General features: G+C 33.9%; 12 protein-coding genes and 1 pseudogene. 1 reads left to right on the top strand and 12 read right to left on the bottom strand.

Going from position 1 to position 18,316, the window contains the following annotated elements:
• From BX659_RS08350 to BX659_RS08305, 10 genes and pseudogenes are all read right to left on the bottom strand, one after another.
• Positions 1-147 (bottom strand): annotated as a pseudogene (locus BX659_RS08350) (L-arabinose isomerase); the annotation flags it as partial.
• Between the two features lie 103 nt (positions 148-250).
• Complete coding sequence (locus BX659_RS08345) at positions 251-2,527, bottom strand: glycoside hydrolase family 127 protein (protein WP_097017999.1); 2,277 nt, start codon at positions 2,525-2,527, stop codon at positions 251-253.
• Between the two features lie 35 nt (positions 2,528-2,562).
• Positions 2,563-3,927 (bottom strand): arabinan endo-1,5-alpha-L-arabinosidase, encoded by a 1,365-nt coding sequence (locus tag BX659_RS08340; protein ID WP_097017998.1) that lies wholly within the window; start codon positions 3,925-3,927, stop codon positions 2,563-2,565.
• Between the two features lie 272 nt (positions 3,928-4,199).
• Entirely contained in the window at positions 4,200-5,024 is an 825-nt protein-coding gene (locus BX659_RS08335) for a carbohydrate ABC transporter permease (RefSeq protein ID WP_097017997.1), read from the bottom strand.
• A gap of 24 nt (positions 5,025-5,048) precedes the next feature.
• Entirely contained in the window at positions 5,049-5,942 is an 894-nt protein-coding gene (locus BX659_RS08330; protein WP_097017996.1) for a carbohydrate ABC transporter permease, read from the bottom strand.
• A gap of 63 nt (positions 5,943-6,005) precedes the next feature.
• Positions 6,006-7,346, bottom strand: coding sequence for an ABC transporter substrate-binding protein (locus BX659_RS08325; protein ID WP_097017995.1), 1,341 nt, complete (start codon positions 7,344-7,346; stop codon positions 6,006-6,008).
• Positions 7,347-7,834: 488 nt separating this feature from the next.
• Complete coding sequence (arfA, locus tag BX659_RS08320) at positions 7,835-9,343, bottom strand: arabinosylfuranosidase ArfA (protein WP_097017994.1); 1,509 nt, start codon at positions 9,341-9,343, stop codon at positions 7,835-7,837.
• A 505-nt stretch (positions 9,344-9,848) separates the two neighbouring features.
• Entirely contained in the window at positions 9,849-11,363 is a 1,515-nt protein-coding gene (gene arfA / locus BX659_RS08315; protein WP_097017993.1) for an arabinosylfuranosidase ArfA, read from the bottom strand.
• Positions 11,364-12,577: 1,214 nt separating this feature from the next.
• On the bottom strand, positions 12,578-14,353 hold the full coding sequence (locus BX659_RS08310) for an ABC transporter ATP-binding protein (protein ID WP_097017992.1): 1,776 nt from the start codon (positions 14,351-14,353) through the stop codon (positions 12,578-12,580).
• On the bottom strand, positions 14,353-16,113 hold the full coding sequence (locus BX659_RS08305) for an ABC transporter ATP-binding protein (RefSeq protein WP_097017991.1): 1,761 nt from the start codon (positions 16,111-16,113) through the stop codon (positions 14,353-14,355). The genes BX659_RS08310 and BX659_RS08305 overlap by 1 nt, the downstream gene beginning before the upstream one ends.
• A gap of 367 nt (positions 16,114-16,480) precedes the next feature.
• Between BX659_RS08305 and BX659_RS08300 the strand changes: the two genes are divergently transcribed.
• Positions 16,481-16,831: a four-helix bundle copper-binding protein gene (locus BX659_RS08300; RefSeq protein WP_097017990.1), complete on the top strand. Its 351-nt coding sequence runs from the start codon at positions 16,481-16,483 to the stop codon at positions 16,829-16,831.
• A 90-nt stretch (positions 16,832-16,921) separates the two neighbouring features.
• Here BX659_RS08300 and BX659_RS08295 read toward each other — a convergent pair whose 3' ends face one another.
• Together BX659_RS08295 and cmk are read right to left on the bottom strand one after the other, a co-directional pair.
• Complete coding sequence (locus BX659_RS08295) at positions 16,922-17,512, bottom strand: lysophospholipid acyltransferase family protein (RefSeq protein ID WP_097017989.1); 591 nt, start codon at positions 17,510-17,512, stop codon at positions 16,922-16,924.
• 1 nt (position 17,513) lies between these two features.
• Positions 17,514-18,188: a (d)CMP kinase gene (gene cmk / locus BX659_RS08290; protein WP_097017988.1), complete on the bottom strand. Its 675-nt coding sequence runs from the start codon at positions 18,186-18,188 to the stop codon at positions 17,514-17,516.
• Between the last annotated feature and the right edge of the window lie 128 nt (positions 18,189-18,316).

The raw sequence follows: 18,316 nt of genomic DNA, 5'->3' as shown, positions 1-18,316 counted from the left end.
AACAACCTTTACTGGAATTTCTTCTGAAGCATCAAAATATTTAGCAATCTCCTCAGAATTTTGTGCAACCTCTTTTAATACATCATCACCATATAGATGTTGACTTCCTGTTACAAACCATACTTCTAAATTTTTAAATGGTTTCATTTTTGTTCCTCCTTTATTTTTGGTAATTATTGTTATTATATAAAATTAACCAATAGGTCAATTCTTTTGCAGTTCATCAATCTCAAACAAGAGAATTAAAGTCTTACAAGCTTTCAGAAGTGATTCTTAGTTCATAAACCCCGCCAGCTATGGTCCCTTCACTTGATTGAAATCTAACTTCAACCTGCTTTTGACCAAGAGTTAACTCTTTAGGGATAGGATAGAATACATCAAATAATTCTCCAGGATGCTTACATTCTAGCCTCTGATTAGCAATCACTTCATCATTTACTAAAATCTCAAAATCACGTTCATAATGCTTACCATCAATCCCGATAAACATATCACTACCCCAATAAGTTACCATCAAGTACATTTGTTCATCAGGTTTAACCTTCACATCATAACTGAAGAATCCACCATCACGAGCATCACGCCATGCCTTTTCAGCTACCAGTGAATAATCTGAGTAGGAATTTTCAGTCTTTAAGTTATGTTCTATCTCAGGTTGCTGCTCATGGGGATTTATAGCATCAATCGTTGCAGCATCTAATTGTTCTTGATAGTCTTCCTTATCCTGCAACCATGTTTCATACTCTTCAGTAGTCATCTTTTGCCAATAAACTGTATATCGTTCATGGTGTAAATCATAAAAAGGAAGCAGTTTTATCTTTTGATCCCCTGGTTGACCAATAGCAGTCGTTTCAAACACTAACTGCTCTTTATCTACTGGCTTAATCCAATCATTAAGCTCTGCCTCATCAACTATCAGAGTTGGTACTGTAATCCCAGGATGATTATTGTATATTAGATGATCTCCTATAATATCATTCTCAGGGAATTTCTCTTTACCAAGTGCACCTACTAAGACAATCGGTCCATACATAACTGCCACCCTATGTTCATCATCCATAGCAGTATACAGATTTAAATCCATTGGTAGCTCAATCTCAATAGTATCTCCTTGCTTCCACTCTCTTTCTATAGTCAAATAGCCATTTTCTGATTGTTGATACTCTTCACTTCCATTAACTACAGCAGTTAACTTTCCAGCTATCCACTTAGGAACTCGAATATTTAGCTTCAATAATTCATCATTAGCCTTCTCAAATACTAGTTTAGTCTGTTCAGATTGAGGAAATTTAGTCTCTTGACGGAGTTTAATTCCCCTTTCCTCTAAATCTAATTCAGAAGATATATATAAATTCACAAATAGATCATCTTGATCTAGATAATAAATCTGTCTGATATAGCGAGCAGGATTCTCCATTCCCGTACCAGTATAGCACCAGAAAGAATTATCAGGAGTACAGTATACCTTAAAATGACCTGGCTTAGTAGCTACAAAATAAGTCTTCATTCCAGAATCAGGGTCTTGGGAAGCTAAGATATGATTATACAAAGCTCTTTCATAATAATCCATATATTCAACCTTATGGTCCCATGAGTATAACTGTTCTGTTAATTGCATCATATTATAGGTATTACAGGTCTCTGTTGTAGCAACTCCCAATTTTTCAGTATCAGGTGCATCAAAATGCTCATTTCTACTATTACCACCAATTACATAAGAACGATGCTTGATTACTTGCTCCCAGAAAAATAATGCTAAGTTCTTAAAATCTTCATTTCCATTAAGGTCATAAATCTTAGCTGCCCCTATTACCTTAGGAATCTGAGTATTAGCATGCTTACCTTGAAGCTCATCCTTCTTTTCAGCTAAAGGCTCTAATATCTCTTGGTGGCTAAATCTGATAGCTAAATTAAGATAATCCTGATTTTCAGTAACTTCATAGAGATTTGCCATAGTTTCATTCATACCACCATGTTCACAGGTCAGCATTCTTTGAAACTCTTCATCAGTTAAATTATCAGTGCCCTCTTTAGCCCAATCAGCCAACTTAGTAACCACTTCAAGAGCCTGCTGATTAGCAGTATAACGATAGACATCAATTAGACCTGCATAGATCTTATCGATACTATACCAGGGCACCCACCAATTGGCTAAACTAAAGTTATCCACCTCAAAGTCACCAGTAAATACTTGATCGAAGGGCTTTCTAGGGAAACCACTTACATAACCTTTATCATCAAGGCTCTGTAAATAAGCAAGCTCAGAAACAGCATAATCGATCTTCTCCTTTAACTTCTCATCTTTAGTTGCCAGATACATCTGGGCTGCTGCTGATAACCAATGACCTAAAGAGTGCCCACTGATCTGCCTTGCTTCCCAGCCTCCATAACGAGGTTTCTTAGGATCTTGATCTACTGCCTCATAACAAGGAGCCATTAACCTATCAACATCAAGCTCTAATAGATATTCTTTCCCAATATCTTGAGAATCCTTAAAGATTCCTTCTAATAGCCTTACATCTTCCATTGATAAAATCCCCTTTCCCCATTATCAAGCAGCATTTATATACCTTTAAATTTGCCCCAAATCGCTACTCCCTCTTGATTTAATCCAGTAAAGACTAAGGTCATCTTCCAATTTTCCCAGTCCCAAGCTGGAATTATTTTAACTTTATAAACCTCTTCAACCTTATCAACTATCAAATTAACTTCCATTGTATAATCATCAATCAGCTTCCAAGAACCAGCATTAGCTTTATATTCTAACCTTCCATCATCTGAAAGTTCAGCTTCTTTAGCAGTTAATTGCAGATTATTGTCGGGGTCCAGAATAATTAGTTCCCATTTTCCAACTATCTTATCTCTTGTAATTTTTTGAATTTCTTCTCCAGCATACCTCTCTGGAGAAGCAACAGGCCAGCCATCATCACTCCATAATATCCTTCTAACATGCAAGTATGACCATTTAGGATCTTTTCCTCCCCTAGCATGATGGACAATGTAACAGTCAGCACCATCTTGTAATACCGAATTATGACCTGGCATTTTCCAGCCATCACCACTAGCAAAGGAATAACTACCAACAATCTTATTTCCCACTCGGGATTGGGGCTTTAACTCAATGTCAGTCATACAATTACCTTGAGAGTCTAGATAGGGTCCAGTTATATTATCAGACCTACCAACTCTAATGTTATAATCCTTAAATAACGAATCATAAGAGACGAATAAATAATATTTATCAAAGTCTTCATTATAGATTATATAGGGTCCTTCAATCGCTGAATCAACATCTGAACTCCTTCTAGCAATCAAATCCCCTTCACCATAGTTAGCTAACTTACCGGTTTTAGGATTAATTTGGGAGACATAAATTCCTCCAAAGAATGATCCATAGACCATCCAAGGATCTCCCTCTTTAGAGAAGAAAATATTAGCATCGATAGCATTAGGAGTAGTTCCAAATCTAGCAGTATCTTTGGATTTGGTTTTAAAGACTTCTCCCTGACTAATATAAGGTCCTGTAACACTCTTACTCCTGGCTAAACCAATATAAGAGATATTTGTTCCAAATTGCGAGGCCGAATAATAAAGATAATAGTCATCACCGAATTTAACTACCTCAGGAGCCCAGAGGTTAGTAGCAGCTGTCCACTCTTTAGCATCTGCAGGAATTCCATCTAGTGCATAGCCAACCCACTCCCAATTTATTAAATCCTTTGAACGCCTTATCTGTATACCGGGCTTTACCTCTTTAGTATCTACTTCACAGTCAGTAGAAAAAGTATAGTACCAATCCCCATCTTTAAAAATAGCTGGATCGTGTACATTTGTAATCATCCACTTAGCCCTGTCTTCTAAAACCCTCTTATCATATAAAGGATAATCTGGTGGAGCTGTTGGATATTTTATTGAATTATTATCCATCTAAATATCCCTCCTCTCAATTAATTTAGTTCATCCTAACTAACATTAGTACTGTTATCCGTACAATCCCATAATAACCAAAATTTAAGTAATATATAAACAGATATAAGAACCTCCAAAGTTATAAAAAGATTAAATCCACTAATCATCTAAACAATCACAGGTAAAGTAAGTGGGTTTGAAGCCGGTGGATTTAAACACCGACTACCTTTTTGGTTAAAATTAACTAAAAATTTCGACAACTAAAAACTTAGTACTTTAAAAACAAAGCTCTACCCTTTTATACTTCCTGCAGTAAGACCTGAAATAAAATGCTCCTGCATCTTCAAGAAGAATAAAACGATTGGTAGAACAGCTAAGAAAGACCCTGCCATCAATAGACCATACTGAGGTCTATATTGACCGATTAAAGAGGATAAACCTACAGTTAAAGTAAACATCTTCTCAGTTCTCATTACTATCAAAGGCCATAAGAGGTTATTCCAAGCCTCTATAGAGAATAAAATTGCTAAAGCCGCTAGCATAGGTCTAGAGATTGGTAATGCTATCTTATAAAATATCTGCCATTCTGAGGCACCATCAACCCTAGCTGCATTCAAAATATCATCTTCGATCCCTATCATATATTGTCTAGCAAAAAATAATCCCATTGGATTAGCAATCATCGGTAAGACCAAACCTGTATAAGTATTGACCAAACTAGTCTTATTTAACATAATAAAAAGTGGTATTATCTGAATGTGTATCGGTAGCATTTGAGCAGCCACTATGACAATAAATATGATATTCTTATATTTGAAATCATATTTAGAAAAAGCAAAGGCTGCCAAACTACATAAAAATAATCCTAAGAATACATATCCTCCAGCAAAAATCAAACTATTTAAATACCATTTAACAAAAGGGGTCTTAAAGAGATTAATATAATTTGCTAAAATAGGTTCTTTAGGAAAAAGATTTAATTGACTAGTAAAGATCTCCCCTGATGGCTTAAAAGAAGAAACAACCATCCAATAAAAGGGGATAATGAAAAGAAAACAGACGAAACTAAAGAAAACTATTAATGATATCTTTTTTAAATTTATATTTTTTTTCATAGTTCCACTCCTTATTTATATGGATTAAACTTCATCTTTGAAAAATCCAGTAAATTTCAGTTGAACTAATGTAAGAATCAATATAATCAAGCCCATAACCAGACCAATGGTGGATGCATAGCCGAGTTTAAAATAAGAAAAAGCAGTTTTATAAAGATAAACAGCTAAGGTTAAAGCTCCATTGTCTGGAGAAGCTCCAGCATTCCATAACATATAGACTTCAGTAAATAACTGATAACCACCAATTAAGTTTAAAGTTGCTACAAAAATAATAACAGGTTTTAATAGCGGGAGGGTAATATGGTAAAAACGCTGTAACATATTCGCACCATCAATTGCAGCTGCTTCATACATCTCCTTAGATATTCCTGTCAAGCCAGTGGTAAAGTAGATCATATTAATTCCTGTCCAACGCCAAGTTGCAATTAAAAGTACTGCAGGTATGGCTAAGCCAGGACTAATCAACCATTTTTGAGCAGGAATCCCGATAAGACCTAATAAAGAGTTTACAATACCTGTCTCCCCTTCATATAATAATATCTTAAAAACTGCTGCTGCTATTACCAAAGACGTCAATGAAGGAATAAACAAGATCGCTTTATAAATTGTCTTTCCCTTGCAATGCTTAGAGTCAAGCAACACTGCAAAAATCAATGGTAATGGAATTAAGGTAATCATAGTACCAATCATATACTTGGTATTATTAACAACAGCTTTGATGAAGTTGCTATCATGAAAAAGATCAACATAATTATTTAAACCTACAAACTCTCCACCATTTAACCCTTTCATCTTATAAAAGCTCAAAAAGATTGAATACAGAATAGGTCCTACTTTAAAAACAGTAAAGAGCAATAGAAAAGGAGCAATAAATAACCAAGGAGCTTTCTTTTTATCGTTAAGAATTTTTCTTATCATTCTAGAAATTCCTCCTTATATAATCCTCTCTGATCTTAAAGACCAGAGAGGTATGATTTTCAATTACTTAGCTTTTTCTTCTTTTAACTCTTTAGTTGCTTCATCTAATAGCTTCTTTGGATCTTTGTTATTCTCTATTGCATTAAATAGTACTTCTTGATTTATGATATCCCGTGCCTTTGCATAAAGCCCTGATAAATATAATGGCTGTATCTCAGACTGTAACTCGCTAATTGTCTCCATAACCTTCTCATTGTTAAAGAATGGAATAGGTTCATAGAGTTTAGGATTATCATAAGCATCTTTTCTAATTGGGTCAAAACCAAGTTCTGTCCACATTTCAACTCCTGCTTCTTTAGTTAACTTGGCATATTCTAAAAATTCTTTAGCAATCTCCTGATGCTCAGTTGTTGCCATTATAGCAGTTCCAGTTCCCCCTCCTGTAGAAGAGCGAGTACCTTCATTACCCCAGCTTGGTAATCCACGCACCAATACCTTTCCTTCTAAATCAGGCATAAATTCAGTGAATCTAATCATATACCACTGTGGCATCGCCAATACTGCAGCATACTTGCCATCATTTAAATCACGATAGACATTCTGGTCATCATATAAAGGTATTGGATTAGCTATCTTATATTTGTGAACAAGATCTTGCATATATTTTAAAACCTTTACGTTTTCTGGTCTATTAAGTATAATATTTTCATCCTTATCAAACACATTACTTCCTAATTGGTTACTCATCACATTAAAAGTCATAAAATCTGATGTTGGTACACCAGTCATCCATTGGTCTATCTTGCCATCTCCATTAGTATCCTTAGTAAGCTTTTTACCGACTTTAATAAAATCTTCCCAAGTCTTTATACTCTCTGGGGAAACTCCAGCTTTTTCAAATAACTCTTTATTATAATACATTACCCCAGTTCCTAAATGAGTAGGGATACCATATACTCTACCATTAGATGAATAAGGTGTAACCCTTGCTTCTACAATCTCATCTCTATACTTATCAACTGTCGAAGTAAGATCGACTAAGCCTTCTTTATTATTAGCAACAATTCCAGGAAATTTACCTATCTCTATATCAGAGATATCTGGTCCACCTATCCCAGTTTGAAGGGCAATATTTAACTTATCATGCATCTGGTCATAAGGATAAGTTTGGGTTTTGAGTTTAAAATCAAATTCCGGATGTAAGTCATTAAACTCTTTAGCCTTCTTCTTATAATAATCAGCATGTGCATTGACAAAGGTCCACATTTCTAACTCTACTGCTGAATCTGATGAAGCACTCTCCTTTGAACCTTCTTTATTGCCTGCAGAACAACCTGATAGGATAAAACTAACACTAATAACTAAGGTACAGATTAGACATAATATCAATAGCTTTCTCTTCATTGAACACCTCTCCTTTATTGGAAGTTATTGTTGAAGATCAAGACCTTATTAGACTTATTAGACTTATAGTCTTAAAGTTTTCCCTTGCACCTCCTCTTTTGATTAAATTTGCTTCTATATCTTATAAAAGTTATTATACTTATATCTCTAATTTAAAACCAAGAAAGACTTCTATGTATTTAATTAATCTAAGTAACTTATAACAGTAATAAAGAACTAAACGATCAGAAACATATCTCTAAAATGTAATAAGAAGAATTTAGGGGATTCTCATATTAAAAATTTATAATCAGATATTAAGTTATATTTCTAACCGTTTAGATTAGCACTAAAAATAAAAACCCATTTTCTAATCGTTTAGATTTATATAAATTATAACATCCATTGTAATTAATGTCAAGGAAATAGCCAACTATCAAGTTGGCTATTTCAAATAAAAATATAAGAGCAAAGCTCTATAGCATTTATTTAACCTCTTTTAACTAGAATTAACTATTCTTTTTTAATCTAATCACATTCCAAGAGAGCTTGGACAAATTGGCTACAACTCTAGCCCCTTCAACCTTTGCGTCTCCCTTTGTATGAGGTAATACATTATTAGGATTATCTGCTGTATTTTTAGCCTTAACATCTTCATGTTCCATTACAATATGCTCAACTACTTGATAAGTAGCAAAGCCTCTCAATTCACAGGATAGAGGTAAAGAATCCTTTTGATCACGATTTACCGCAAAGATCGTCAACTCCTCTTCATCATTCATTACTGCAACAGCATCAAGCAAAGGTACTTCCTTCACCTTGAAGCTATCATAAGTAGGAGAAGAAATAACAGATTTTAATACAGTACCCCTTCCATATTTAGTGGCATGAAGGTAGGGATAATAGATAGTCTGCTTCCACACTTCTCCACCTTTCTCTGTCATAATCGGAGCAATCACATTGACCAATTGAGCTAAACAAGCTATCTTTACTCTATCAGCATGCTTCAATAATGTAATCAAAATTAAGCCAACCACTAAAGCATCTTCAAAGGTATAGATGTCTTCTAGTAAATGGCCTGCAATAGACCATGGTTGAAAATTTTCATCTGGTCTACCAGTATGAAACCAGACATTCCATTCATCAAAGGATAAGTTTATCCTTTTATCACTTCTCTTCTTTGCTTTTACATAGTCACATATAGCTACTAAAGATTCAATAAAATCATCCATTTCAACGCTTTGGGCTAAATAATACCCTAAATCCTTTTCTCTATTTCCAAAATACTGATGAAGAGAGATATAATCTATATGTTCATAGGTATGCTCTAAAACCGTTGCCTCCCAGTCTCCAAAAGTAGGCATATCTCTATGAGAGCTCCCACAGACAATCAATTCGATATCACGATCAACCTGTTTCATCACCTTAGCAGTCTCACAGGCAAGACGACCATATTCTTGAGCAGTCTTATGCCCCATCTGCCAATATCCATCCATTTCATTACCTAAACACCAGGTCTTGATATTATGGGGTTGCTCATAGCCATGCTCTCTTCTTAGGTCACTATAATAGGTGCCACTAGGATAATTACAATATTCTATTAAATTACGTGCAGCATCTATCCCTCTTGTTCCTAAATTAACAGCCATCATGGTTTCAGCACCAACTTTATTTGCCCATTGAACAAATTCATTGGTTCCAACTTCATTGGTTTCTAGAGTTCTCCAAGCTATTTCAAGCCTCTTAGGTCTGTTCTCTTTTGGACCCACGCCATCTTCCCAATTATATGCAGAAACAAAGTTACCACCAGGATAACGAACAATTGGTACATTTAATTCCTTTACAAGTTCAATTACATCTTCTCTAAAACCAAGTTCATCTGCTGTTGGATGATCCGGCTCATAAATACCTGTATAAATAGCACGCCCCAAATGTTCAATAAAAGAACCATAAATTCTATCATCAACTTTATCAATTATAAATTCTTTATCCAAATACATCTTTGCTTTCTTTTCCATTCTTACTGTCCCCCTATATAATCATTTTAATTTTTTTATTATTCAAATTAGTCCAATTATGAATTAACTCTAATAAATAAAAATTTAACCTATATCTATCAAAGCTCGATATATTTATATAGTAACTTATAATTTTATAATGGTCAAGGAAGCAATTTTACCTAAAATCATTCAAAAACAGACTGATATCTAAATTAGTTAAATTGAGGGCTAAGGGGGAAAACTAAACCCTCAACTATACAATCAATCTATATTAAAGTTAGCTAGATTTAAGCTATACTAGATAACTATTGAATAAATTTAATCAAAATAAAATTTATTTTTATAAAATAATAGACTTTTTAGAGACTATAAATATTCAAGTGTAAATTATTATAACCTTATATCAGACTACTTATTAATCCCAAAAATATTTATAGTATCTATAAAATTTATTAATATTTATATGTTTTAAAGAAAAGGGGATAACATAATAGAAATCCCCTCCCCTTCAATTTTTATTAAATTAATTATTCTTCTTTAATCTAATTACATTCCAAGAAAGCTTAGGTAGGTCAGCTACAATCTTAACACCTGTAATTGTTGCATTTCCTCCAGTATGAGGTGTTACATTATCAGGATTATCAGCTGTATTTCTAGCTTTAACATCTTCACTTTCCATTACAATATGCTCTAGCACACTATAATCTTCGAAACCATTTAATTCTACTTCAAAAACTAAAGAATCTTCTAAGTCTCTATTTACTGCAAAGATAGTTAACTCATCTTTTTGTTCATTCATAACAGTTACAGTATCAACTAAAGGTACCTCTTTGAAATCTTCAGTATCATAGGTTGGACAAGAGATAACTGGTTCTAATACTGTACCTCTTCCATATTTACAGCCATGGTAATATGGATAGAAGATAGTCTGCTTCCATGCATCTCCACCCTCTTTAGTCATAATCGGAGCAATTACATTAACTAATTGTGCTAAACAAGCCATCTTTACTCTATCAGCACGCTTTAATAAACTCATCATCATCATACCCACTACTAATGCATCTTCAAAAGTATAGATGTCCTCTAATTGTGGAGGAGCAATCGCCCAAGGCTCCATCTCTTGATCAGCTTGATTAGAATGAAACCATACATTCCACTCATCAAAGGATAGATAGATCTCTTTGTCACTCTTCTTTTTAGCCTTTACATAATCACAAATAGCAATGACACTATCGATAAAATCATCCATCTGTACAGATTTAGCCAAATACTTTGGAAGATTTTCTGTTCTATGTCCAAAATATTGATGTAAAGAGATATAATCTACATGCTCATAAGTATGCTCTAAAACAGTTGCTTCCCATTCTCCAAAAGTTGGCATATTTCTATGGGAGCTTCCGCAAACTACAAATTCAATATCAGGATCAACTTGCTTCATCACCTTAGCAGTTTCACAAGCAAGACGACCATATTCTTCAGCAGTCTTATGACCTAGCTGCCATGGTCCATCCATTTCATTTCCTAAGCACCATGTTTTAATATTGTATGGTTTTTCATAACCATGCTCTTTTCTTAAATCACTATAGTAACTACCTCCAGGGTGATTACAATATTCAATTAAGTTACGAGCTGCATCTATCCCTCTAGTCCCTAAGTTAACAGCCATCATAACATCAGTACCAGCTTTTTCAGCCCATTTCATAAATTCATTGGTACCAATCTCATTTGTCTCGATAGTCCTCCAAGCCAACTCAAGTCTATTTGGTCTATCTTCTACAGGTCCTACTCCATCCTCCCAGTTATACCCAGAAACAAAATTTCCTCCAGGATAACGAACAATAGGTACATCTAACTCTTTTATCAATTCCATTACATCTTCTCTAAAGCCATCTTCATCAGCTGTAGGATGGTCTGGCTCATAAATACCTGTATAAACCGCTCTACCTAAATGTTCAATAAAGGAACCATAAATTCTATCATCAATATCAGCAACTTTAAAATCTTTATTCAATTTTACACTTGCTTTCTTTTCAGCCATTAAAATTCCTACCTCCCTTTAAATAATACACAATTACACTAAAGTCTAATAATAAATTGAAGCAATCTTAAGCTATAATAATTTAGATTTTTAATCATGTTAACTTTCTCTCAACCATCTTCAAATACTCCATCATAAATTAGCTAAAGCAATAGTCTTATTAAAGCATTATACAGCTCCGAATTGTATAGCATACATTAGTAACTCTTAAACCTAAGACATAGCTATAAGGTATATATTCAAGGTCAATTACTCTATAGATATTTTCTTGAATAACTCAGAACTATTCTTATAACTAAAGCTTTCAATAATTTTGAAAATTAATCTCTAGTCCTAAAGAGATACCCATTAATACTTCAACAATCTTATTTGACCATGATTATGATGGTTTACATGATATAATTGTTATATAGGCCAAATAGATTTTGATAGTCAAACTACTCTCTTTTTAATAACCCTCTTAAATAAAACTCAAAACACCTCTTAATATACTCCAAGCTCTTTAACTTATTAACTTATACTGGAGCATACAGAAAAATATAAAAATGAGCTTTATCTACTTCTCCTCCACCGACATTTATCGACTTCAAGCGATAAATTATTATTTCTAACCGTTTAGAAAATGGGTAAATAAAAAATATTATTTTTTATTAATTCAATTATATACCTCTTAATAGCTAATGTCAATACATTGTTATTGTCCTATATAGCGATTATATTTATTTAAAGTTAAATAACTACCTTATAGTAGAGCTAATTAAGTTTAACGACAACTCATACCAAGATGATATAAAAAGACACACCTAAAAATCATAGTTCCTTAGTGATAAAAAAAAAGAACATCTATAAAATAGATGCTCTTAATATATTTGTAATCAATTTAATTATAATCTTATTTTCTGTTATGATCTTATAGTCTTGTAGAGGAATTAATTAAAGAAAATGCGATTTTCTCTGTCATATGATTCTTTAGCTTTTCTTAAATTGTCCTCGATTCTCATGCCTTCATCATTAACTTTTCTAAAAAGCTTAACCATAGTTTCTAACATCTTTACATCACCCTTTCTTATAGTCTTGTATTCTTATAGAGATTATAGTTACATTATACACATTATCAAAAAAAATGCAACTATTTTTTTGATTTTTTATCATAAAAATAGTATATGCCTAAACAGAAGAGTATATTTTTGTTAAGGCCTGATATTTTATCCTCTTCAAATCACTCGGCTATATTGAGCCTTATACAACTCATAATAAAAACCTTTTTGCTCAATTAACTCATCATGGCTACCCACTTCAACAATTTCACCATTATCAATTACCATAATCCTATCAGCATTTCTAATCGTTGATAGTCTATGGGCTATTACAAATGCTGTTCTTCCTTCTAACACAGCATCAGTAGCTTTCTGTACTAATATTTCTGTCTTAGTATCAATACTTGAGGTTGCCTCATCAAGTATTAAAATAGCTGGGTCAGATAGTAATGTCCTAGCAAAAGAGATCAACTGCCTTTGACCTGCCGATAGTCTAGAACCTCTCTCATTGACTTGAGTATTATACCCATCTTCCATCTTCTTTATAAACTCATGGGCATAAACTATCTTAGCAGCCTCTTTAACCTCCTCTTCAGATGCATCTAGGTTGCCATACTTGATATTATCAGCAATCGATCCAGAAAAGATAAAGGTATCCTGCATCATTACTCCAATCTGTTTTCTTAAGGATTCAAGGGTTACATCCTTAATATCTATACCATCTATTAACACACTACCTTGGTCGATATCATAGAAACGAGTCAATAAATTAATAATAGTACTCTTTCCAGCACCTGTAGCCCCTACAAAAGCTATAGTCTCTCCAATCTCAACTTTAAAGTTGAGATTCTTTAATATATCTACCTCTTCTTCATAACCAAAGGTAACATCTTTAAACTCTACCCTTCCTTCAATTGGAGGAAGCTCAATAGCATTAGGAATATCTATAATATCAGGTTCTGTATCTAATACATCAAAGATCCTTTCAGCTGCTGAATTAGCAACTAAAATCTGATTATAAAAATTACTTATATTAATAATTGGCTGCCATAGCCTCCAAATATATTGTAATAGAGCAACTAAGGCACCTATACTAACTAACCCTTTGTCTAAATAACTTATGCCTGCTAAATACATTAAAATAACACTGATAGTATTTATGATTAGAACAATTGGCCAAATACTGTGGGTTAACATTACTGTATGCATCCAAACCTTGCGATTGCTTGCTAATAGATCTTTAAAGATATTGCTATTCTTATCTTCACGGACAAAGGATTGAGTTATCTTCATCCCTGTTAGACTTTCATGGATATAAGCATTCAAATTTGAATTCTTCTTCTGTACATCACGCCAACCAATTCTTATCCTCTTCTTCATCAAAAAAACTAGCAAGGTCAAGATTGGCATCACAGCAATAGCATAGATTGTCAATTTAAAATGTAAATTAAACATCAAAATAAGTATAACTAAGAACCTACTTAAATCAGTTATAATATCAATCAAGCCATTCTCTAATAGATGCTGCAAGGAATTAACATTATTCATCACTCTAACAATTATCTTGCCAGCAGGTCGTGAATCAAAATAACTGAATGATAGTTTTTGAATATGTTGAAATAGATCTTTTCTTATTCTTTTAATTACTTTATGCCCAGTCTTGCTCATAATCAATACTCTAAAACGGATGCAGATTCCATTGACAGCTAAGAGAACAATATAGAGAATACTAATCCACAACAACCCCTGAAGATTACCTTCTCCAATATACCTATCTATAGCTATCTTAGTCAGATAGGGTCCCATCAAATCTGCAAAGGCAGCCATTGCCATTAATAAAAGTGCTATCAAGACCTGCTTTTTAAACGGTTTTAGATATCTTAAAATCCTTCTAATATTATGGGGATTGAAGGAATCAATCTTTTCATCTTCAAAGTATCTATTTCGTGCCATTAGGAGACCACCAACTTTTCTTTGAAATGTTTATCTTCAAGAAGCTCCTTATACTGTTCCTTAAACATCTTAAAATACTCACCCTTCTTTTTGATAAGGTCTTCATGTCTACCCCTCTCTATAATTTGACCATCCTTTAAAATCAATATTTGGTCAGCATTTCTAACTGATGATATTCTATGAGCTATAATAAAGATTGTGCTCTTATGTTCCATCGATTCTAATGCCTGTTGAATCTTATGTTCTGTCTCCATATCAACTGCCGAGGTTGCATCATCAAGTATTAAAATCGGACTTCTTTCTAAAATAGCTCTAGCTAAAGAGACACGCTGTTTTTGCCCTCCTGATAAACCCATACCCCTTTCTCCAATAACTGTCTCATATTTATCATCCATCTCTTCGATAAACTTACTAGCATCAGCAATATCTGCCGCCTTCTTAATCTGCTCTAAAGTGGCTTCAGGACTACCATAAGCTATATTACTCTTAATTGTCTCAGAGAATAAGAATACATCCTGCATAACTACACTTATCTGTTTGCGTAAACACTTTAGATCAAAGTCCTTAATATTGATCCCATCTAGATAGATCTCTCCCTTAGTTGTATCATAATAACGAGCTATCAAATTTATTAAGGAAGTCTTTCCACTTCCAGTTGCCCCCATTATAGCAACTGTACTACCAGCCTTAGCCTGAAAATCAATCTCCTTTAAAATATACTGATCATCATACTTTAGAGATACTCTCCTAAACTCTACTTCACCCTTTACCCTATCTAGAGTAACTGCTTTTTCATTATTGGTTATTTCTGCTTCCGTCTCAAGAACTTTAAAGATTCTTTCACCAGAAGCCACAGCTCTATTAAACATATTAACTAGATGACCGATCATCCTCATTGGCATGATTATCATCCAGAGATAACTATTAAATTGCATCCAAACTCCCAAAGTAATCTCTTTTGAAATCACAAGGCGCCCTCCAAAATACAATAAAAGGACAGTACTGACCCCTCCCAAAAATTCAATTATCGGAAAATATTTTGACCAAGTTTTGGCTGCTTTATAATTTCTGATAAAGTATTCGTTATTCTCTTCATCAAACTTCTCCATCTCATAGCATTGCTGATGAAAGGCCTTTACTATCCTAATCCCTGAAATATTCTCCTGTACAGTAGAGTTCAAATCTGAATACTGATCTCTAATCTTACTGAAAATAGGCCTAATCCTTGTAGAGAGCCGATAGGCAAAAAAAGCAATCAAAGGACTGACTGCTAAAGAGATTAAAGTTAATTGAACATCTTCTCTAATCAAGACTATCCCCACAAAGATAAGATAAAAGATGGCCCTAGTAAATTGAATCATTCCTTCAGCAAATAAAACTCTAATTGCTTCCATATCCCCTGTCATTCTAGACATCAACTCTCCAGTCCGATTCTGATTAAAGAAATTAAAGGACATCTTCTGGAGATGATCATAAACTGATTGCTTTAAATCTCTAAGTAAGTTTTGGGATAAACCCTCTATCAGATATCTTTGGATTAGAATAAATATTGAACGCAATACAGCCGCTAACATATATGATAACAAAAATCCTAATAACAACTCAGTCTTATTGTCTCTAATCACATCATCTATTACCCTTCGATTTAAATAACCAGGGATCATTGAGGTTAGAACATTTAAGACAATAAATAAAAATCCACCATAAAACATAAACTTATATCTTCTAATATAAATCCACAACTTCTTTAAGATATCCATTCTTTCCCCTCCCATAATTATAAATTAATATAGAGATAATGCGACACTTTTTAATAACCACTCCTTCAGGGCTAAAAACAAGCCCTTTGTGATAAATCCGCTACTGGCTACTAGCCTCTAGCTTCATAAGTTCTTAGCTAATAGTAGATTTATCACGGAGGGTTTATGATTTTTAAACTCGTAGGAGAGGCCAGAAACTAGTAGCTAAAGTATCGCAATATAACCATTAAATTTACACATCTATAGATTGATTCGATTATAAGATAAGCAAGTATCTTAATCTTAAGATTCAGTATGTATAATTCTACTCTATATTTCTAATAATAGTTACTGTAAAGTAAAAATTAGAAAAAAAGGAGTAAATACTATGACTACAGCAATGCAAACACATATGGACAGATATCAAAAGTGTATCGACATCTGTAACAAATGTATGACTGAATGTGAGTTCTGCTTAGATGCTTGTATGCATGAACCAGATGTAGATGCTAGAGTTGAGTGTATGAGCCTGTTATTAGATTGTATCGGAATTTGTGCTATGTCTGCTAAGTACATGGCAGGTAATAGTAGATTTGCTAGCCAAGTCTGTGGATTATGTGCAGAAATCTGTGATGCTTGTGCTGATGAATGTGATAAATTCAAAGACAATCACTGCCAAACTTGTGCAGATATCTGTCGCCAATGTGCAGCAGAATGTCGTGCTATGGCAACTGCATAAAGAAAAAGATATAGAGGGATATCCCTCTATATCTTTTTCTAATCTACCTTCTCTTAAATTTAAATGTCTTTACTCATTACCTGTCACTCTTCACTGCTCTAACAGCTCACCTATCTTACCCATAATTACTTCTCCAGCAGCTCTCATCTCTGACTTCTCTAGCTTTCGTCCATAGAATTCATCTAAGGTAAAGGGCTTACCTATATTAATCTCTAAATCTTCTTTAAAGGGATGTTGAGTTCCTTTTAACCCTACAGGCACAATCGGTGCTTTAGACTTAACTGCTAGCATCACTGCTCCTAGCTTTGCTTTTCTTAGTTTACCAGTCTTACTTCTAGTCCCTTCAGGAAATAAACCTAATACTTGACCATCTTTTAATAACTTTAGAGCTGTCTTAATCGCTCCCATATCTGCAGCCCCTCTTTTAACAGGAAAGGAGCCCACAGCTCTCATATATGCATTCTTAATAAATCCATCAAAAAGCTCCTCTTTAGCCATAAAATGTACATGCCTATTTAAAGAGCAGCCTAAGATTGGTGGGTCAAAGTTACTTTGATGGTTTGCTACCACTATTAATCCACCGTCTTTGGGAATATTCTCTAACCCCTCAATCTTCCAACCTGCTCCATAGCCAAATAATCCTCTTAAAGCTACACAAGTTGCTTTATATGTAAAGCCCATCTTATACCTCCTGACAGATATTCAATATCTCCTCAACTACTTGTCCAATATCTAATTTCGTTGTATCGACATAAATAGCATCTTCTGCTTCAGTCAAAGGAGCTACTTCTCGATTCTTATCTATATCATCACGGCGAATAATCTCACCCTTAATCTGTTCTAAATCAACGTCCTCACCCTTATCTATCAACTCATCATAACGCCTTTGAGCCCTCTCTTCAACAGAAGCAGTTAAGAATATCTTAATATCGGCATCAGGTAATACCACTGTACCGATATCCCTTCCATCCATTACTACCCCACCAGATTGAGCCATCTGCCGCTGTAACTTTACCATCTCTTCCCTTACCTTTGCTACCTTAGCAACTACAGAGACATTGTTACTGACCTTATTATCTCTAATCTCTGCTGTCACATCTTCTCCATCAAGGAGTACTAAATTATCTTCTCCCGCCTTAACCAGCTTAATATCAGTATTCTCAGCCAAAGTTCCTAGCTTCTTCTCATCTTCTAGATCATAAGCTTGATTTAATACTTTTAAAGTTAAAGCTCGATACATAGCACCTGTATCAATATAGATATAGCCTAATCTTTCTGCTATAATCTTAGCCACTGTACTCTTACCTGCTCCTGCTGGTCCATCAATTGCTATAACTAAATCTTTTTCTAAATTCATAAACTATCATTCCCTTTCCAACTCTTAATTTCTAACTTTAGCTAACTCTATTTGAGAAAGATAATATTTATCCTTTAATAATTACTATCGCTTCCCTTTATCTATAAGCAATTATAGCCTAATCGTAC

This window comes from Orenia metallireducens, assembly GCF_003001995.1.
Lineage (GTDB): Bacteria > Bacillota > Halanaerobiia > Halobacteroidales > Halobacteroidaceae > Orenia > Orenia metallireducens_B.
This window is presented reverse-complemented; position numbering and strand designations above follow the sequence as displayed.